Raw genomic sequence first — 18,124 nt, 5'->3', positions numbered from 1 at the left:
TACGTCAAATGTCTGCTAAAACTGAGAGTTCGCAGTAATGACACAGACTCACACTGACGGCTAGACTAATTTTGTATAGAGAGAAAAGTGAGTTTGATTTGGCGCGTTTATTGCTTTGTAACGCTAAAATGGTTGAAAGCAAAGTACAAAATGTCCTTTTCTGTCTTCAAGCCTACATAGAACAAACTGGATGAGTTATGTCGAATACGAAAGAGTTCGAGAACAAATACGAAAAATCAGAAGATTCATGGCCAATTGGCGTTGATTTGGTAGAGCACGAAATCAGCACTGGGATTTGGGTTACGACGCAATGGCAGCTTGCAGGTTTTGAAATCACGCCAACGGATGAGACTCAAGATGTGTGTTTACTGCAACTGCATAAAGATGAGCGCACTGATTACCGATTTAATCTAAGTTCTCAGCAACCTAAGTTGTTTTTAATTATGGATAATGTGGATTCTGGTGAAAAACCAATAATTCAATTACTTACTGCCTCTCAAACGGTTGCTGCGCAATATATGGATGGCGATAACCTCGTATTATCTAATGATATGCCGTTAGCTATTCAAGCTTGGATGGAAGCCTTTATTGGGCGCCACGGTGAGTTGTTAGAAGTAAGACGCAAGAAACGCAAAGGAGCGGGCAGAGCAAATGGCAACTAGTTTTTTTAGCCGTTGGTCGAAACGTAAATTAGAAGAAACCACAACCGAGCCTACAGACGCGAAGGTTGTGGAGCCTGTTGAATCTACTGAACCAGAAACCGCGCAAGCTCATGAAGAATTAAGCACTGAAGCGCAAACATTGGCTATCGAGGCTTCTGTTAGTGAGACTGAAGCTATAGGAGCAATGGCTCAAGAAGCATCAAGCGAAACTACTGATTCTGAAGAGATGTCCGTAGCGCAGCTATTGGTGTCTGAGGCTTCAGAGAGCGTTAAGAAAGCCGCACTGCGTAAGATGTTCTTATCAGAAGAGTTTAACGTTCGTGATGGCTTGGATGATTACGATGATGACTACAGTAACCTCAAGTCGCTTTCTGAAGGGGTGGCTGAAACACTTCGTGATTGGGTAAAAGAGAAAACGGAAGAAGAACCAACAGAAGAAACCGCACAATCAACTGAATCTTATGAAGAAAGTGATATTGAATCGGCTGATGTAGAACTTGCTGAAGGTGTCGAAATTCCCGAAGAACAAAAAGAACTGGATATAAACACAGTGCCTAGTGAGGGTGATATTCCAGAGACAAAACTAGACCCTGAAGAGGTGAGACAAAATATACCACACAAAGAATAGGTACATTTTGACTAAACGCTCAATGAACCGGCTGAGACAAAATGTCCCAGTCGGTTTTTTTATCCCTACAATTTCTAAGATAAATAGCTAACCCATTGAAAATTAGATGATATTTAATTGGCACGACATTTGCTATCTGTTGCTCATTACCATTCTTGTTGAAGTTAGACCATTTGCCCAACAGGCAGTGATAACCCGGGTGGGACTACCTAAAAGGGGTAGTTACTGACGAGTTAATCAGCAGAATCGCCTGCGCTAACTACAATGAAAGATGGAAGAAACTATCCATGCGTATAAATGGAACTGAGCAATGTTGAAACAACTATTAGAACAAGCAACTTCCAATAACGGTAAAGCGCGTCTGTATGCGTTTGAGAATACCGTAGAGTTGACCAATCTTATTCCACCAACGGTGAGCTACGAGAGTGGCGGTAATACACTGATTGTTGGACCGACTGCCATCATTGAGAGTGCAGCCGCGCAGCTATCTCAAATGAACAGCCTGACACTTCTTTCTACAGACGGAGAGAAAGGCACCAATCCAGAACTGTACTTTGCAAACTCAGTTCAGGTTTCTGGTTTCCTAGGCACGTTTGAAGTGCTTATCGAAAATAACGGTCTAACAAGCAACCTAGCAAAAGTCGCTATTAATAGTGATTGTTTCGATGTTGTTCTCGATCTTTGTCTAAGCAGCTGTATGTCAGAAGAGGTTCCGGTTCCGGGTTACTACCCAGTAGGACGCGGTTATCCAAAACTGGCTGAAGCGCTAGAAGAAATCCCGACATTAATGGGTACTTTTGATAAGCCAAAGTTCTTCCGTCTGGACACTGATCTATGTGCGCACAGTTCTCGTGGCGTGAAAGGTTGTGAGCGTTGTGTGGATGCTTGTCCTGCTGGTGCACTATCAAGTGAAGGCAGCGATAAAACCGGTCATCGCATCGAGATTAACCCATACCTATGTCAGGGCGTGGGTACTTGTGCAACGGCTTGCCCGACAGAAGCGATTCACTACGCGCTACCTAATCCTGAAGATACGCAAAAATTCATTGAACGCACCCTAGCGAACTACGAGCAAGCGGGCGGTCTGGATCCTATCGTTCTTATCTGTAGTTCTCGTCACGAGACTTACAACGTGATGGCACTGAAAGCGCTACCAGATAACGTGATTCCAATTGTGGTTGAAGAGCTTCCTTCTATCGGTATCGATACATGGTTCGCAGCTCTAGTTAATGGCGCGACGCAAGTGCTATTTGCAGCTTCTCGTTTTATGCCTGCAACCATCATTCGTGTTCTAAATAACGAAGTAGGTATCGCGCAAGAGCTATTGGATCAACTTGGTATCGCAAAAGAGACCATCGATATCCTTTACTTGGAATCGCTTCGTGAAGGTCCTCCAACACTATGTACAGATTCATTCGACCTTGCCCTTGGCGATCTTCAAGGTAACAAGCGTCAACGTTTGTTTACTGCGCTGGATGCAATGTCTTCTTCTCGTATTCCGGTTGAGAACATTGTTGAACTGCCTGCGAACGCGCCTTACGGCAATGTTTCTTGTGAAAGCAAAGATTGTACGTTGTGTATGAGCTGTGTGGCGGTTTGTCCAACACGTGCACTACATACTGATGGTGAATCTCCATCACTTAAATTCGTTGAACAAGATTGTATTCAATGTGGTTTGTGTGAAAAGGCATGTCCAGAGAAAGTTCTGACTTTAACGCCACGCATGAACTGGGTGAAAGAAGAGCGCCAAAAAGCGGTGGTGATTCATGAAGAGAAAGCAGCGGAATGTATTCGCTGTCATAAGCCATTCGCACCTCAGTCTATGATTGATATGCTACAAAATAAGTTACGCGGTCACTCTCATTTCTCTGATGAAGCGGCGATCAATCGCATCGCAATGTGTGAAGACTGCCGTGTGATCGACATGTTTGAGTCGATGGCAGAAGACCCAATGAAACAACTGAAATACTAGGAGCTCGCAGTGGATACACAACGAGAACAAGAACAAACACTGAGAACAGAGATCTACTTGGTTCTGTCCGCGCTTTTCCGTAGCGCACCAAGTGAGGAGATGATCGAGTTCCTGACTTCTCTAGAAGTTGAACCATCAGAAAGCGCAATGCAAAAAGCGTGGATTGTGCTTCAGCAAGCGGCGAAAGATTCCAACCGCGAAGCGCTCGAAGATGAATACCAAGATCTTTTCATTGGTATCGGTCGTGGTGAAGTGATGCCATTTGGCTCATGGCACATGACGGGTGCAATGATGGAAAAACCACTGGCTGAAATTCGTCACGATTTGGAACTGCTTGGTTTCGAGCGCGATGAGAATGTGAAAGAGCCGGAAGACCACATCGCGGCACTCTGTGAAGTGATGTCGATGCTAACGGGTGAAGAAGAAGATCTTCAACAAGCGGTGTTTAACAAACACATCGCACCTTGGTTTAACTCTTTCACGCAGCAACTAGAAAACGCACAGAGCGCGAACTTTTATAAGCCAGCTGCTCAACTGTGTGAGGCGTTCTTAACACTGGAACAAGTGCGCTTTAGCGTGAACACCAAAAGCAGTAAGCACAAATTAAAAATTGATGTGAAAAACGTCACTGATTACGAGTAATCGGGCAGTACTTGGTCATATCGATAGAGGGGCAATAGCCTCCAAAGATCTACCGTAAGGTAAGGAAGCAATGATGAAAGATAATAAAGAAATAAACACAAGCCGTAGGGATCTCCTGAAAGGCTTAACGACTGCAGCCGTAGCTGGTGCGGTTGTCGCTGGAACAACAAAAGTGGCAAGCGCTTCAGAAACGGTTGAGCCTTCTGAAAAAGACGTGAAGAAGAAAGGGTATCGTGAAACTCAACACATTCGCGATTACTACGACACACTTTAGGAGATAAAGGATGAAACTTGTCAAACGCTCCGACAGTGTGAGCAAAGAAACCAATCAGCTTGGCGTTTCCCGCCGTGCATTCATGAAAAACACCTCGCTTGCTGCTGGTGGTGCGGTTGTAGGTGCTAGTCTTTTTGCACCGGGCATGATGAAGAAAGCACAAGCTAAATCGGTGGATCCAGAAGCGAAAACAGAAGTAAAACGTACTATCTGTTCTCACTGTTCTGTAGGTTGTGGTATCTACGCTGAAGTTCAAAACGGCGTGTGGACAGGTCAAGAGCCTGCATTCGACCACCCATTCAACGCTGGTGGACACTGTGCAAAAGGTGCAGCACTACGCGAACACGGTCACGGTGAGCGTCGTCTTAAATACCCAATGAAGCTTGAAAACGGTAAGTGGAAGAAGCTTTCTTGGGATCAAGCGATCGAAGAAATCGGTAACAAGGTGATGGACATCCGCAAAGAGTCGGGTCCAGATTCCGTTTACTGGTTGGGTAGTGCGAAGCACAACAACGAACAAGCGTACATGTTCCGTAAGATGGCGTCGCTTTGGGGTACCAACAACGTTGACCACCAAGCGCGTATCTGTCACTCAACAACCGTAGCAGGTGTTGCAAACACTTGGGGTTACGGTGCGATGACCAACTCTTTCAATGACATGCACAACTGTAAGTCGATGCTGTTCATTGGTTCAAACCCTGCAGAAGCGCACCCTGTTGCGATGCAGCACATCTTGATCGCGAAAGAGAAGAACAACTGTAAGATCGTTGTTGCGGATCCTCGTCGTACTCGTACAGCAGCAAAGTCGGATCACTACGTATCGCTACGTCCGGGTTCTGACGTCGCGTTTATTTGGGGCGTGCTATGGCATGTCTTCGCGAACAACTGGGAAGACAAAGAGTTCATCCGTCAACGTGTATTCGGTATGGATGAAATCCGTGCAGAAGTGGCTAAATGGACACCAGCAGAAGTTGAGCGCGTAACTGGCGTTCCTGAGTCTGAAGTTTACCAAACAGCGAAACTGCTTTCTGAAAACCGTCCGGGTTGTATCGTTTGGTGTATGGGTGGTACTCAGCATACTACTGGTAACAACAACACACGTGCTTACTGTGTACTTGAGCTTGCGCTGGGTAACATCGGTAAGTCAGGCGGCGGTGCAAACATCTTCCGTGGCCACGATAACGTACAGGGCGCAACTGACCTTGGCGTACTATCTGACACGCTACCAGGCTACTACGGCTTGTCTGAAGGTTCTTGGCGTCACTGGTCGAAAGTGTGGGAAATCGATTACGAATGGATCAAAGGTCGTTTCGATGACAACGCTTACGGCGGTCAAAAACCAATGAACAGTGCAGGTATTCCTGTATCTCGTTGGGTGGATGGTGTTCTTGAAAACAAAGATAACATTCGTCAACGTGAAAACATCCGCGCAATGTTCTATTGGGGTCACGCAGTAAACTCTCAGACTCGTGGTCCTGAGATGAAGAAAGCGATGCAGAAGCTGGATATGATGGTTATTGTTGACCCATACCCAACAGTCGCAGCGGTAATGAACGATCGTACTGACGGCGTTTACCTGCTTCCTGCAACGACTCAGTTTGAAACGCACGGCAGTGTAACAGCATCTAACCGCTCACTTCAGTGGCGTGATCAGGTTATCGAACCATTGTTCGAATCTAAACCTGACCACGAAATCATGTACCTGCTAACTAAGAAGCTAGGTTATGAAGATCTGCTGTTCAAAAACGTACGCGTAGAGAACAACCAGCCAGTAATTGAAGACATTACTCGCGAATTCAACAAAGGCATGTGGACCATCGGTTACACAGGTCAAAGCCCAGAGCGTCTAAAAGCGCACCAACAAAACTGGCACACATTCCATAAGACATCTCTGGAAGCAGAGGGTGGTCCTGTGAATGGTGAGACTTACGGTCTACCTTGGCCATGTTGGGGTACGCCAGAGATGAAACACCCAGGCACACACATCCTGTACGATACGTCGAAGACGGTTGCAGAGGGTGGCGGTAACTTCCGTACGCGTTTCGGTGTTGAGTTTGAAGGTCAAAGCCTACTTGCTGAAGACAGCTACTCAAAAGGCTGTGAAATCAAAGACGGTTACCCAGAATTCTCTGACAAGCTAATCAAACAGCTTGGTTGGTGGGACGACCTAACGGCTGAAGAAAAAGCAGCAGCGGAAGGTAAAAACTGGAAAACTGACCTGTCTGGTGGTATCCAACGCGTAGCAATCAAGCACGGTTGTATCCCATTTGGTAACGCTAAAGCGCGTGCGATTGTTTGGACATTCCCGGACCGTGTACCGCTACACCGTGAGCCGCTATACACGCCTCGTCGTGACCTTGTAACGGATTATCCAACTTGGGACGACAAAGAAGCAATCTTCCGTGTACCAACGCTTTACAAGTCTATCCAGAAAGAAGACAAGTCTGGCGAATACCCAATCATCCTGACTTCTGGTCGCTTGGTTGAGTACGAAGGTGGTGGCGAAGAGACACGTTCAAACCCATGGCTTGCTGAACTTCAACAAGAAATGTTCGTTGAAGTGAACCCGAAAGACGCAAACGATCTTGGCTTCAAAGATGGCGATGACGTTTGGGTTGAAGGCGCAGAAAAAGGCCGCATCAAGGTGAAAGCGATGGTTACTCGTCGTGTTAAACCGGGTCTGGCGTTCATTCCGTTCCACTTCGGCGGTAAGTTCGAAGGTGAAGACCTACGTCCTAAGTACCCAGAAGGTACGGACCCTTATGTTGTTGGTGAAGCAGCCAACACGGCAACCACTTACGGTTACGACCCTGTTACTTTGATGCAGGAAACTAAAGTAACCCTATGTAACATTCGTAAAGCGTAAGGAGTCTGACAATGGCACGAATGAAATTCCTATGTGACACCAAACGCTGTATCGAGTGTAACGGCTGTGTTACTGCATGTAAGAACGAAAACGATGATGCGCTTGAGTGGGGTATTCAACGTCGCCGCGTAGTAACACTGAACGACGGTGAACCAGGCGAAAACTCAATCTCTGTTGCTTGTATGCACTGTACAGACGCGCCTTGTATGGCGGTTTGTCCAGCTGACTGTTTCGAGCACACAGAAGATGGCATCGTCCTTCACAACAAAGATCTTTGTATCGGTTGTGGTTACTGTCTGTTCGCTTGTCCATTCGGTGCGCCTCAGTTCCCGAAACAAGCATCGTTCGGTGAGCGTGGCAAAATGGACAAATGTACTTTCTGTGCAGGTGGCCCAAACACAGAACCAGGTTCTCTAGAAGAGCGTGAGAAGTACGGCGCGAACCGTATTGCTGAAGGTAAGCTACCTATGTGTGCGTCACTTTGTTCAACAAAAGCACTGCTAGCGGGTGATGCAGAGAAAGTTTCTGACATTTTCCGTCAACGTGTGGTTGAGCGCGGTGCGAAAAACGCAGGTTGGACAGACGGTAACGATCTTTCTTACGACGCAACTAAAAGCTAAGTAGGAGAGACACATGTTAAATACTCTTAAACGTGCGTCTCTTGTAATGCTGTCTATGATGACAGCATTACTGCTGACCTTTGCGATGCCAGCGTCTGCGCAAGAAGACACATCTCCAGTGGTACAACAGGAGATGACGCAACTTGCAGGTGCAGACTTTTGGCGTCAGGTCAAAGAGGGGCAAGAAGGCTATACCACGTCGAAATCAGCGGAACACGGTGTGCTGATCAGTACTCCGGGTGAGACTTGGTACATTCTTAAAGAGAAATGGATGTCTCCTGCGGGCGCTGTCGCAATTTTCGGCAGTATCGCAATGGTTATCATGGCTTACGTATTCGTTGGTCCTCTGATGCTAAGCAAGCCACGTACTGGCAAGAAGATGAAACGCTGGTCTCGACTAGACCGCGCACTACACTGGAGCATGGCGTTTACCTTCTTAACGCTAGCATTCAGTGGTTTGATGCTGGTTTACGGTAAGCACTTCTTAAAACCGTACGTACCGACTGAGTTCTGGGGCTTCATCGTCATGTTGGCGAAGCAGTACCATAACTACATGGGTCCGCTGTTCTTCATCTTGCTGATGTTTGTTCTGTTGAAATGGTGGCGTAAGTCCATTCCAACAATGACTGACATTCGTTGGTTCATGAAAATGGGCGGCATGGTTGGTAAGCATAAAGGTACGCATCCATCGGCTGGTTTCTCAAACGGTGGTGAGAAGGCGATTTACTGGCTGTTGATCTTCTTCGGTGCTATTGCTGCAGTGAGTGGCTTAGTTCTGGATTTCCCAATTTTCGGCCAAACTCGCCGCGATATGGAACTATCTAACCTTGTTCACGCGATTTCAGCACTGATTCTGATCTGTGGCTTTATCTTCCACATCTACATCGGTCTATTCGGTATGGAAGGTGCACTAGAAGGTATGGTTACTGGTGAAGTTGACGAGACATGGGCGAAAGAGCACCACGATCTTTGGTATGAAGAAGTGAAATCTAAAGAAGCGATGGGTGAGGCTGACACAGCTCAAACGGACGTAAAAGGAGCAAAGACGAATGAACAAACCTCATAACGGGATTTGGGTTGCCTACATCCTGAGTTGTTTTACTCCGTTTACGTTTTTGATCTCAGGCGTTATCGCAATCATTTACGCGGGTTACCGTTTGGATAAAGGTGAAGACAATGACGTAGTGAATTCACATTACTACGGCTTGATTCGCACATTCTTCCTGTACTTCACGTTCTTTGTTGTTCTGATCGTAACAGTGGCAACATCGAATGGTGTATTGGTTGGCGTAAGTGATTATTGGGTACACAGTACCTTGTTAGACACGGTTGCTTATTTCATTCCTTGGGTAGGTATGCTGTTCGCAACGCTTGCGATTCTCGTGTGGTTCCTACGTATGTACCAAGGTATGAACCAACTGCGCAACAATATGCCGCACAGACCGTCTACAGGTCCAAACCTTTAAAACGGTCTATCTGTTCAAAAGCCTCGCAAACGCGAGGCTTTTTTATTGTAGAAAATCTTCTTAATGTCACCAGTTTTTAAGCAGAAATTAGAGGCAAATCAGCAGGCTTACGACCATGGTCTAATCCTTATTGCTATTGTTGTTTTTGTATCGGTGTTAAGCTTAATAAAAAGAGCAACAAGGATAGGTTATGAATTTCCCATACAGAAATATTGTCGTACTTACTGGCGCTGGCATCTCGGCTGAGTCTGGTATTCAAACATTTCGAGCTCAAGATGGTCTTTGGGAGAATCACCGAATAGAAGACGTGGCAACGCCAGAAGGTTTCGACCGCGATCCGGATCTTGTTCAAAGCTTTTACAACCAACGTCGTTCAAAGCTTCAAGGCGAAGATATCAAGCCGAATGCGGCTCATATCGCACTAGGACGCCTAGAAGAGCAGTTGGAAGGCAAAGTGACTATTATCACTCAGAACATTGATAATCTGCACGAGAGAGGCGGTAGCGCCAATATCATTCACATGCACGGTGAATTGCTTAAAGCACGTTGCAGTGAATCCAACCAAGTCATCGAACATTCAGAAGACATTGAAACCGGTGAATTGTGCCATTGTTGCCAGATCCCAGCGCAAATGCGCCCTCACATTGTTTGGTTTGGTGAAATGCCACTACGCATGGGTGAGATCTATGCGGCTTTGGAAGAAGCAGACTTGTTTGTTTCTATTGGTACTTCTGGCGTGGTATATCCAGCTGCAGGCTTTGTACATGATGCGAAGATGCATGGTGCACATACGATTGAAATTAACTTGGAGCCAAGTGCTGTCGAGAGTGAATTTGAAGAGAAGCGTTACGGCAAAGCAAGTATTGAAGTGCCAAAATTGGTTGATGAAATTCTTGCTCTGGAAAACGAAGCCAGCGCTTAATTAAACGGACAGAACCTTCTTTAACAAAGGCATCGAGTGATTCGATGCCTTTTTGTATCTTGAAACGTTGTATTCTGATGCTTTGCAATTTGAGCAGTATGGATTGAGCCACAAATAGCGATCTTCAGATACAAGAAAAGCGGCCTAAGCCGCTTTTCTACACTATCTCGACAGACTGATTAGTTGTCTACTTTTAGCTTTTGGAAGTACTCATCGTAAAGCACACTTGCTTCACCAACTTCGTCTTGCCATGTACCGCTGTCCATCACTTCTTGTGGTGGGAAGATGCTTGGATCGTTAGCAAATTCTTTCGGTAGTAGGTCGTGCGCTGTTTTCACTGGAGTAGGGTAACCAATCTCTAGTGCAATCTTAGCAGCATTCTCAGGACGTAGTAGGAAGTCGATCATCTTATGAGCTGCATCAACATTCTTCGCGTCAGCTGGAATTGCTAGGCTGTCCATCCAGAAGATAGTGCCTTTTTCTGGCCAGATGATGTCGATGTTCGCGCCTTCTTGACGAGCCATGTAAGCAGAACCATTCCAAAGCATACCAAGTGATACTTCACCTGCTAAGTATGGGTTCGCTGGGAAGTCTGAGTTAAATACCAACACGTTTGGCATTAGCTTTTTCAGTTCTTCGTAAGCTGCTTTGATCTCGTCTGGGTTAGTCGTGTTTGGTGAGTAACCAAGTTTAGTCAATGCAATATGGAATACTTCGCGAGAATCATCCATCAGCATTAGTTGACCTTCCCACTTGCTATCCCAGAAATCGTCCCACTTAGAAACCGATGACTTGTCTAGCATGTCAGCATTGATACCAATACCGGTAGCACCCCAAATGTAAGGGATAGAGTAGTTGTTGTTCGGGTCGAACGGCTTGTTCAGGAAGTTAGTGTCTAGATCAGCAAAGTGAGAAAGCTTCTCTTTGTCGATCTTTTGCAGCATGCCTTCTTTACGCATTTTAGATACGAAATAGGTAGACGGTACTACCAAGTCGTAACCAGAACCTTGAGTTTTCAGCTTTGCGTACATGCTCTCGTTAGACTCGTACGTAGAGTAGATAACCTTAATTCCGGTTTCTTTTGTAAAGTCTTCAAGAACTTCGTTTGGAATGTATTCCGACCAGTTGTAGAAATACAGTTCTTGATCAGCAGCCATTGCAGGGGAAGCGATTAGCGTCGCTGCACACAGTGCGCTTGCGTAGAATTTACTTTTCATTTTATTTCCGTTTTGTTCAGCAACAGGTCAAATCAATACTAGTAACAGATACCGATTTGAGCCAAGTTGCGATAAGCACAATCCTGTTTATTTGAGCACGAACGTTAAACATCATGTCTTCATCGACGGAGAATGTTGAAGCTGTGTCAAATAAACCTAGCAACGTGTAATTATATCAGTCAATTACGAAAATAGGCAGCGTATTGCTGCCTATTTTCATTTACTAGATGGCTTATTAAGCGATTATTGGCCCGCTTTAAGCTTTAGGAAGTAATCTTCGTACTTCGCTGTCATGTCACCAACAGAGTCTTGCCATTCAACACGGTCAAGATCTTCTTGAGAAGGGAACAATGGTGCAACGTCTTTAAACTTAGCGTTAGACTCTGCAACAGCAGTCAGGTAACCCGTGTCAGCCGAGATTTGCTCTGCGATTTCTGGACGTAGTAGGAAGTCGATCATCTTGTGAGCAGCTTCTACGTTCTTCGCACCAGAAGAGATTGCAAAGTTATCAACCCAGCCGATACCGCCTTCTTTAGGGAATACAAGCTTTAGGTTCATGCCTTCGTTTTGAGCAGCTGCCGCGCTACCATTCCAAAGCATACCAACGCCAACTTCGCCAGACATGTATGGAGCGCCTGGGTTATCAGAGTTGAATACTAGAACGTTTGGCATAAGCTTTTGTAGCTCTGCGTACGCTTCGTCGATTTGTTTTGGATCCGTAGAGTTACCTGAGTAACCTAATTTACGTAATGCGATATGGAAGACTTCACGAGTGTCATCCATCAGCATTACTTGACCTTCAAGCTCAGGTTTCCATAGGTCAGCCCAGCTTTGGAACTCGTTTGGATCGTACATGTCAGCGTTAACCGCTAGACCTGTAATCGCAACAACGTGTGGAATAGAGTAGTCGTTGTTCGGATCGTAAGGCTTGTCTAGGTAGTTAGTATCTAGGTTACCGAAGTTTTTCAGTTTAGTCTTATCGATCTTTTGTAGCATACCTTCGTCACGCATCTTCGCTACGAAGTAAGTGGAAGGTACCACTAGATCATAACCTTGGTTATGAGTTTTTAGCTTTGCATACAAGGTTTCATTCGACTCGTAAGTCGAGTAGATGACTTTGATGCCAGTTTCTTTAGTAAATTGTTCTAGGATATTACTGTTGATGTAAGGACCCCAGTTCATAAATACTAATTCTTTATCATCCGCTGCCGCTGTACCAGAGAACAGAGAAAGCGCACATGCACTACCAGCTAATAGAGTAGCCCATTTTTTCATTGACGTTAGCTCCAAACCAAACGTTGTCCAATTTTGGACGATAGATAGAAAAACAGAATGGCATGTAACCATTCTGTTTCGTGATGTTAACGGATGCGGATTCTACTTTACTTTTTCTCTTGCTAGCAACTGAGAAATCACTACCAATACCAAAGAAACAATCAACATGACCGTTGCTAGGGCGTTCACTTCTGGTGAAATGCCCACCTTAACCATTGAGTAAATCTTCAATGGCAAGATTTCGTAAGTTGGACCTGTTACGAACGAGCTAATAATTACGTCGTCCAGAGACAGGGTAAAGCTCAATAACCAGCCCGCAGCTACCGCAGGTTTTGCAAGAGGAAGAATGATCTGTTTTAAGATTACCCATTCACTCGCGCCTAGGTCTTTCGCTGCTTCCAACATTTTCACATCAAAGCCATTTAGTCGGCTGTACACTGTTACCACAACGAATGGTAGACAGAAGGTGATGTGAGCAATCAATAAGGTAAAGAAGCCAAGCTGTGCACCTAATACAAGGAACAAAGCAAGTAATGAAATCGCCATAACGATATCTGGTGACATCATTACAACAAATAACATGCCGTTGACCGCGCCTTTACCTTTGAACGAGTAACGGAATAGGGCAACAGCCGTTAAGCTACCAATGATGGTTGCCGCTGTTGCAGAGAATACCGCTACGTTCAATGAATGCCATGCAGCCTGCATTAGGCTGTCGTTGTTTACTAAGGTTTCGTACCATTTCGTGGTGAAACCACCCCATTTCATACCAAATTTGTTGGCATTAAATGAGTTAACAATTAAGACGATAATTGGTAGATACAGAAAAGCATATACCAGCGCCATAAAGCTAAATCTAACTGTGCGTCCCATTAGTCTAGCTCCACTTTCTTATTCAATAGTTTGCCTGCTCTGTAGTAAGCATAAAGCATAACAGCCATTGCGAAGGTGAGGGCGATACTGGTCGCAGCACCAAATGGCCAGTCACGAGCGTTCAATACTTGGCTCTTAATTACGTTACCGATCAGTAGGTTCTTCGCGCCGCCAAGAAGGTCAGAGATGTAGAACATACCCAGTGCAGGTAGTAGAACCAACAAACAACCGCCGATAATGCCAGGCATTGTTAAAGGCAAAATTACTCGCGTAATGGTTTGAAACTTGTTCGCACCAAGATCTTTTGCCGCTTCAATGTAAGTGTTGTCTAGCTTCTCGATTGCCGAATAAAGCGGCAAAATCATGAACGGAAGAAGGATGTATACAAGACCGATCATCACTGCCGTTTCTGTATACATTAAGCGTATCGGCTTATCGATGATTTCCATTGCCATCAGCGATTTGTTTAAGACACCTTGTGTACCAAGAACAATCTTTAGTCCGTATGTACGGATCAGAGAGTTTGTCCAGAACGGTACGATAACCAAGAACAACATAAACGGACGCCATTTCTCTGGCATTTTCGCTACGATGTAGGCAAATGGATAACCGATAACCAAACACAACAATGTCGCGATGATCGCCATGTAGAAAGAGTGCATTAGCACTTTCGCGTACAGAGGGTCAAGCAAGCGAAGGTAGTTGTCGAAAGTAAACGTTAATTCAATTAGGTTTGCTTCATCACGCGTCAAGAAACTTGTACCAATAATCATTAGGTTTGGTACCAACACGAAAAGTGTTAACCAACCAACAATTAGGGCAATGATCGCGTTCTGAAGATTAAGCTTCTTGCTTATCATTTAGTACTACCTCCCAGCTCTCAACCCAAGTGATAGCGACTTTCTGGCCGAGTGAGTGGTCCACATCTGGATCATCTTCGTTAAAGAATTCGCTTACCATCACGCGCATACCAGAATCCAATTGAATAACTGAATCTAGCGTCATACCTTTATAGGTACGCTCTGTTACGTGACCTACGATGCCTTTTTCTTCAGACTCTTTAATCTCTTCGATACGCAAGTCTTCTGGGCGAAGTAGTACTTGAAGTTTGTCACCGGCTTGTGCTTCTTGATCGTAGTAAACCACCGATTCAACACCTTCAATTTCTGCACGGATACGTTTCTCATCTATACGATCTAGCATGGTTGCGTTGAATACGTTGATCTCACCGATAAAGCGAGCAACAAATAGGTTCTTAGGTTCTTCGTAGATCTCACGTGGAGAGCCATCTTGTTCGATAACACCGTCGCGCATAACAATAATACGGTCAGACATCGATAGGGCTTCTTCCTGATCGTGCGTAACGAAGATAAAGGTAATACCAAGTTGACGCTGAAGCTGTTTAAGCTCGATTTGCATTTGCTTACGTAGTTTGTAATCAAGTGCAGATAGAGATTCATCTAGCAGCAGTACTTTTGGCTTGTTCACAACCGCACGCGCAATCGCGATACGTTGTTGCTGACCACCAGAAAGTTGATGAGGCTTACGCTGTGCCATTTTTTCTAGGCGAACCATGCGCAGCGCATCCATTACTCGTGGCTCGATCTCTGCAGCAGGTGTTTTCTGCATACGAAGACCAAATGCAACGTTTTCAAATACGGTCATATGAGGAAAGAGTGCGTAACTCTGAAATACCGTGTTGACGTGCCTTTGCTCTGCAGGAACCTGTGTTACATCTTGGTCATCTAATACGATTTGACCGTTGTCTGCCGTTTCAAAGCCAGCGATCATGCGTAAAACCGTTGTCTTACCACAACCAGATGGGCCAAGAATCGTCAGAAACTCACCATGATTAACATCCAGATTTAAATTACCGATGATTTCCTTGCCATCGAAACTTTTGCTAATACCAGATAGACGAACTACTGGCTTTCCTGCTTGCTGTTTAGCGTTCAACGTCTGTATTTCTCCCACGTTCAAATTGGGTTATATCCCATTGATGTGACATTAGTCATTCACTTTTGAGGCGCGCATCATAATCACCAAAATTGTGAAATCAAAGCATTTTCTTATCTTGAAACAGAAAAAATTTTGCAGGCAAAAGTAAACATTCCTTACCATACTGTTTTTATGGGGGTATTTACGCTTTCGCTATCGTTTTGTAGGGTTTTAATTTCGCCAGCAAATGTTTTCAATTTCATAGATTTGCGAGTGGTTAATTATCGACCAAATAGAAGATATTGCAAGTATTGAGGCCGAGATCTGATTTTAGACTTGGAAAGATTTCATTTATAATGACGCCCTTATTAATTGGCTGGTTTTCCAGAAAAAAATTTACAAGTTAGCCTTGGATAACATATGAACAACGATTTTGAGAAAGATTTCAATTTAGGAGGGAGTGTAGAGCGAGCTCTTTCTGGCAAGTATGAACTAAAAGCGGGTGCTGTTTTTAGTGAGGCTTGGCGCACGACCATTCAACAATTTTTGTCCTTCTCGCCAGCGATCATCTTGTTGCTTTTCGTTCAGTTGGGCATCTTCTATATCGCATTGCAACTTCAATTAGGTGACCCAGGTGTGATTCTTGATGCGTTGCAAGACCCTGAGTCTTTTACCACTGACATCGTCTCTGCTATTTATGTCGCTAACTTTAGTTACGAAGTGATCAGTGCGCCAATTTATGCGGGTATCAGTTTGATGGCTATGAGCCATGTCGCTGGGTTGAAAACAAAAGTACGTCACGTTGGTAAAGGCCTACAATTCACGGTGCCAGTGATTTTAGCGACGCTATTTAGTCTAATGCTGCAGGGCGTAGCTGGGATGATTTTTCCTCTGCTATCGTTATACCTTTCTTTAGCTTTTAGTCATTCTATCTTATTGATTTGTGAGAAAAGAGTGCCACCAATGCAATCATTACTATTGTCTCTTCGTGCAGTCAACAAGAAGATTTTTGTTCTTGCAGGGCTTTACTTGGGCGTGATGTTGATGTTTATTATTGCTGCAATGTTCTACGGAATTGGCTTGATCTTCGTGCTACCGTTCTTCTTCCATTTGAAGGGAATCCTGTACCGCGAAATGTTTGGTATCAAGTTAAAGATCGTAGCGACACAGCAAAATGATAACGATCACGATGGTAACTCTCAGGTGTTTGATGCCTAAATCTTTAAAATCAATGAGTTTACGAGTGGCGGCTATCACAATAGCCGCCACTTTTGTTTCTGTAGGACCATATTTGCACTATGACCGCGAATATCGCAATGCGATTGACTCGCAGGTGGTACACGGCCCGGTAACACACCCAGACTTGTCTAACCTCCCTTATATTGGTGACATTCCTGATTTCAACTCGATTAAGGACACGAAAGATAAGAAGACAGCGTTCTTTGACTTCCTTCGACCGAAAATTACGTTAGAAAATCAGCGCATAGAAAAAGAGCGTGCCTTCTTAACGGCTTTGAAACTTGGCGAGTTAAGCTCAGAACAAACTTCATATGCTAAACGCTTGGCTGCACTTTACTCTTATCCATTACAAGACGAGACGGTAACGGAAACTTGGTTGGATGAAATGCTTAAGCGAGTTAATGTTTTGCCTGAGGCTTTGGTGTTAACACAGGCTGCGAATGAATCTGCGTGGGGCACCTCTCGTTTTGCAACCGAAGCAAACAACTTGTTTGGTCAATGGTGTTATAAGAAGGGCTGCGGAATCGTCCCTGCGAAACGCGGTGCAGGTAAAACGCACGAAGTAGAGAAGTTTGACACTGTACAAGAGTCTGTACATGGCTATTTTATGAATGTGAATCGTAATCGTGCGTATGTTGATTTACGTGATATTCGTGCGAATTTAGCAGGGAAACACAAGGATTTGTTATCTGTGGCGACGGCATCAGAACTTACTCACGGTCTGCTTGCTTATTCTGAACGCGGTATCGCTTATGTGAATGACTTGCGGGCGATGATTCGTCACAATAACGCTTACTGGACACAATAAAAGAAATAACGGATCGGATGAAGAAGTTAAGCCTAAGTTTACTGGGTAGTGCGGTACTGATCTTGGCATCGCCTATCACTCACGCTCAAGAATACATGTTTACGTATTCTAAACTTTACACGCAATTAAAGAACAATATTAAAGACGGCCATGATGACGTTAGAGTCGGTGTTTTCTTTGTTGATTCTGATACAAAACAATTGTGTGAAATCGAAAAAGCATGGATGGAAAAGGAAGAGCATTTTGAGGAGTTTGTGATACCAACTTCGAAAGAGCTACCGCTTCCTATAGATAAAAACCTAAAGTCAGCGAATCCACTTGTCTTTGTACAAACGCCCAAAGATACACGCTGTGATTACTCTCTTGTAGTCATGACGAAAGAACCGTTACAGGGTAGCGTTACGTACGAAGAATTGAAGCCTTTGATGCCTCAAATGCAAGCCTTACTTGAAGATCTTGGAGGTATGTTTGCGGGTTGGTTTACGCCCCAAGTACAAGGTGTAACCATGGAGTTCGCTAACGAACTTAATGATACTATTACGTTCTCTAATGGGGCTCAAAAAGCGATTGTTAATGGGAAGGTGCAAGTCGCAATGAGTGAAATTGGCGAGGGTGGTCATATGACATTACCTCAACCAACGACTCGTGTATTACCTTATCTACCGAATGCAAAAAAATAAGCATAAGAAACCGAAGAAGAGCTGCAATTGCGGCTCTTTTTT

At 44.7% G+C, this 18,124-nt stretch carries 18 protein-coding genes; 13 read left to right on the top strand and 5 right to left on the bottom strand.

Annotated elements, in window-relative coordinates; translation table 11 throughout:
- Positions 1-197: 197 nt before the first annotated feature.
- From C1S73_RS02320 to cobB, 10 genes are all read left to right on the top strand, one after another.
- Entirely contained in the window at positions 198-662 is a 465-nt protein-coding gene (locus C1S73_RS02320) for a DUF3305 domain-containing protein (RefSeq protein ID WP_038872741.1), read from the top strand.
- Positions 652-1,290 (top strand): DUF3306 domain-containing protein, encoded by a 639-nt coding sequence (locus C1S73_RS02315; protein ID WP_038872742.1) that lies wholly within the window; start codon positions 652-654, stop codon positions 1,288-1,290. The genes C1S73_RS02320 and C1S73_RS02315 overlap by 11 nt, the downstream gene beginning before the upstream one ends.
- A 310-nt stretch (positions 1,291-1,600) precedes the next feature.
- The gene (locus tag C1S73_RS02310) at positions 1,601-3,262 is read left to right on the top strand and encodes a 4Fe-4S dicluster domain-containing protein (RefSeq protein ID WP_005441573.1); all 1,662 of its coding nucleotides are present in this window, start codon (positions 1,601-1,603) and stop codon (positions 3,260-3,262) included.
- A gap of 9 nt (positions 3,263-3,271) precedes the next feature.
- A complete protein-coding gene (locus C1S73_RS02305) occupies positions 3,272-3,904 on the top strand; it encodes a TorD/DmsD family molecular chaperone (protein ID WP_038872743.1) in 633 nt (210 codons plus the stop codon).
- Positions 3,905-3,977: 73 nt separating this feature from the next.
- Positions 3,978-4,178, top strand: coding sequence for a twin-arginine translocation signal domain-containing protein (locus tag C1S73_RS02300; protein ID WP_005427585.1), 201 nt, complete (start codon positions 3,978-3,980; stop codon positions 4,176-4,178).
- Between the two features lie 10 nt (positions 4,179-4,188).
- Positions 4,189-7,044, top strand: a complete 2,856-nt coding sequence (locus C1S73_RS02295) for a formate dehydrogenase subunit alpha (RefSeq protein ID WP_033006499.1) — start codon at positions 4,189-4,191, stop codon at positions 7,042-7,044.
- Positions 7,045-7,055: 11 nt separating this feature from the next.
- A complete protein-coding gene (fdh3B, locus tag C1S73_RS02290) occupies positions 7,056-7,664 on the top strand; it encodes a formate dehydrogenase FDH3 subunit beta (protein ID WP_005427693.1) in 609 nt (202 codons plus the stop codon).
- A gap of 13 nt (positions 7,665-7,677) precedes the next feature.
- The gene (locus C1S73_RS02285; RefSeq protein WP_038872744.1) at positions 7,678-8,730 is read left to right on the top strand and encodes a formate dehydrogenase subunit gamma; all 1,053 of its coding nucleotides are present in this window, start codon (positions 7,678-7,680) and stop codon (positions 8,728-8,730) included.
- Positions 8,714-9,130 (top strand): hypothetical protein, encoded by a 417-nt coding sequence (locus C1S73_RS02280; protein WP_038872746.1) that lies wholly within the window; start codon positions 8,714-8,716, stop codon positions 9,128-9,130. Before C1S73_RS02285 ends, C1S73_RS02280 begins: the two co-directional genes overlap by 17 nt.
- Positions 9,131-9,320: 190 nt before the next feature.
- Positions 9,321-10,052 carry a Sir2 family NAD+-dependent deacetylase gene (cobB, locus tag C1S73_RS02275; protein ID WP_038872748.1) on the top strand — a complete coding sequence of 244 codons (732 nt, stop codon included), beginning with the start codon at positions 9,321-9,323 and terminating at the stop codon, positions 10,050-10,052.
- Between the two features lie 179 nt (positions 10,053-10,231).
- Here the strand turns inward: cobB and C1S73_RS02270 are convergent, their stop codons facing one another.
- The 5 genes from C1S73_RS02270 to potA form a co-directional block, all read right to left on the bottom strand.
- Positions 10,232-11,269: an extracellular solute-binding protein gene (locus C1S73_RS02270; protein ID WP_038872751.1), complete on the bottom strand. Its 1,038-nt coding sequence runs from the start codon at positions 11,267-11,269 to the stop codon at positions 10,232-10,234.
- Positions 11,270-11,512: 243 nt separating this feature from the next.
- On the bottom strand, positions 11,513-12,544 hold the full coding sequence (locus C1S73_RS02265; protein WP_038872754.1) for an extracellular solute-binding protein: 1,032 nt from the start codon (positions 12,542-12,544) through the stop codon (positions 11,513-11,515).
- Between the two features lie 102 nt (positions 12,545-12,646).
- Positions 12,647-13,417 carry a spermidine/putrescine ABC transporter permease PotC gene (gene potC / locus C1S73_RS02260; protein WP_005389180.1) on the bottom strand — a complete coding sequence of 257 codons (771 nt, stop codon included), beginning with the start codon at positions 13,415-13,417 and terminating at the stop codon, positions 12,647-12,649.
- Positions 13,417-14,277 carry a spermidine/putrescine ABC transporter permease PotB gene (potB, locus tag C1S73_RS02255; RefSeq protein ID WP_038872757.1) on the bottom strand — a complete coding sequence of 287 codons (861 nt, stop codon included), beginning with the start codon at positions 14,275-14,277 and terminating at the stop codon, positions 13,417-13,419. The genes potC and potB overlap by 1 nt, the downstream gene beginning before the upstream one ends.
- Positions 14,258-15,373, bottom strand: a complete 1,116-nt coding sequence (gene potA, locus C1S73_RS02250) for a spermidine/putrescine ABC transporter ATP-binding protein PotA (protein WP_009706100.1) — start codon at positions 15,371-15,373, stop codon at positions 14,258-14,260. Before potA ends, potB begins: the two co-directional genes overlap by 20 nt.
- A 402-nt stretch (positions 15,374-15,775) precedes the next feature.
- Here potA and C1S73_RS02245 point away from each other — a divergent pair, with 402 nt between their 5' ends.
- The 3 genes from C1S73_RS02245 to C1S73_RS02235 are packed head-to-tail and all read left to right on the top strand — an operon-like array spanning position 15,776 to position 18,082.
- Positions 15,776-16,573 carry a DUF2189 domain-containing protein gene (locus tag C1S73_RS02245; protein WP_038872759.1) on the top strand — a complete coding sequence of 266 codons (798 nt, stop codon included), beginning with the start codon at positions 15,776-15,778 and terminating at the stop codon, positions 16,571-16,573.
- Positions 16,566-17,402, top strand: coding sequence for a glucosaminidase domain-containing protein (locus tag C1S73_RS02240; RefSeq protein WP_038872914.1), 837 nt, complete (start codon positions 16,566-16,568; stop codon positions 17,400-17,402). The genes C1S73_RS02245 and C1S73_RS02240 overlap by 8 nt, the downstream gene beginning before the upstream one ends.
- 17 nt (positions 17,403-17,419) lie before the next feature.
- On the top strand, positions 17,420-18,082 hold the full coding sequence (locus C1S73_RS02235) for a DUF2987 domain-containing protein (RefSeq protein ID WP_038872917.1): 663 nt from the start codon (positions 17,420-17,422) through the stop codon (positions 18,080-18,082).
- The last annotated feature ends 42 nt before the right edge of the window (positions 18,083-18,124 follow it).

The sequence above is a fragment of the Vibrio jasicida 090810c genome, assembly GCF_002887615.1.
In the GTDB taxonomy this organism is placed as follows: domain Bacteria; phylum Pseudomonadota; class Gammaproteobacteria; order Enterobacterales; family Vibrionaceae; genus Vibrio; species Vibrio jasicida.
This window is presented reverse-complemented; position numbering and strand designations above follow the sequence as displayed.

Excerpts from the sequence above, each read along its gene's own strand:
- C1S73_RS02245 (WP_038872759.1), top strand. The coding sequence starts at position 15,776 with ATGAACAACGATTTTGAGAAAGATTTCAATTTAGGAGGGAGTGTAGAG.
- C1S73_RS02285 (WP_038872744.1), top strand. The coding sequence starts at position 7,678 with ATGTTAAATACTCTTAAACGTGCGTCTCTTGTAATGCTGTCTATGATG.
- potB (WP_038872757.1), bottom strand. The coding sequence starts at position 14,277 with ATGATAAGCAAGAAGCTTAATCTTCAGAACGCGATCATTGCCCTAATT.
- C1S73_RS02240 (WP_038872914.1), top strand. The coding sequence starts at position 16,566 with ATGCCTAAATCTTTAAAATCAATGAGTTTACGAGTGGCGGCTATCACA.
- C1S73_RS02265 (WP_038872754.1), bottom strand. The coding sequence starts at position 12,544 with ATGAAAAAATGGGCTACTCTATTAGCTGGTAGTGCATGTGCGCTTTCT.
- C1S73_RS02315 (WP_038872742.1), top strand. The coding sequence starts at position 652 with ATGGCAACTAGTTTTTTTAGCCGTTGGTCGAAACGTAAATTAGAAGAA.
- C1S73_RS02235 (WP_038872917.1), top strand. The coding sequence starts at position 17,420 with ATGAAGAAGTTAAGCCTAAGTTTACTGGGTAGTGCGGTACTGATCTTG.
- C1S73_RS02270 (WP_038872751.1), bottom strand. The coding sequence starts at position 11,269 with ATGAAAAGTAAATTCTACGCAAGCGCACTGTGTGCAGCGACGCTAATC.
- C1S73_RS02310 (WP_005441573.1), top strand. The coding sequence starts at position 1,601 with ATGTTGAAACAACTATTAGAACAAGCAACTTCCAATAACGGTAAAGCG.
- cobB (WP_038872748.1), top strand. The coding sequence starts at position 9,321 with ATGAATTTCCCATACAGAAATATTGTCGTACTTACTGGCGCTGGCATC.
- C1S73_RS02295 (WP_033006499.1), top strand. The coding sequence starts at position 4,189 with ATGAAACTTGTCAAACGCTCCGACAGTGTGAGCAAAGAAACCAATCAG.
- C1S73_RS02280 (WP_038872746.1), top strand. The coding sequence starts at position 8,714 with ATGAACAAACCTCATAACGGGATTTGGGTTGCCTACATCCTGAGTTGT.
- C1S73_RS02320 (WP_038872741.1), top strand. The coding sequence starts at position 198 with ATGTCGAATACGAAAGAGTTCGAGAACAAATACGAAAAATCAGAAGAT.
- C1S73_RS02300 (WP_005427585.1), top strand. The coding sequence starts at position 3,978 with ATGAAAGATAATAAAGAAATAAACACAAGCCGTAGGGATCTCCTGAAA.
- potC (WP_005389180.1), bottom strand. The coding sequence starts at position 13,417 with ATGGGACGCACAGTTAGATTTAGCTTTATGGCGCTGGTATATGCTTTT.
- fdh3B (WP_005427693.1), top strand. The coding sequence starts at position 7,056 with ATGGCACGAATGAAATTCCTATGTGACACCAAACGCTGTATCGAGTGT.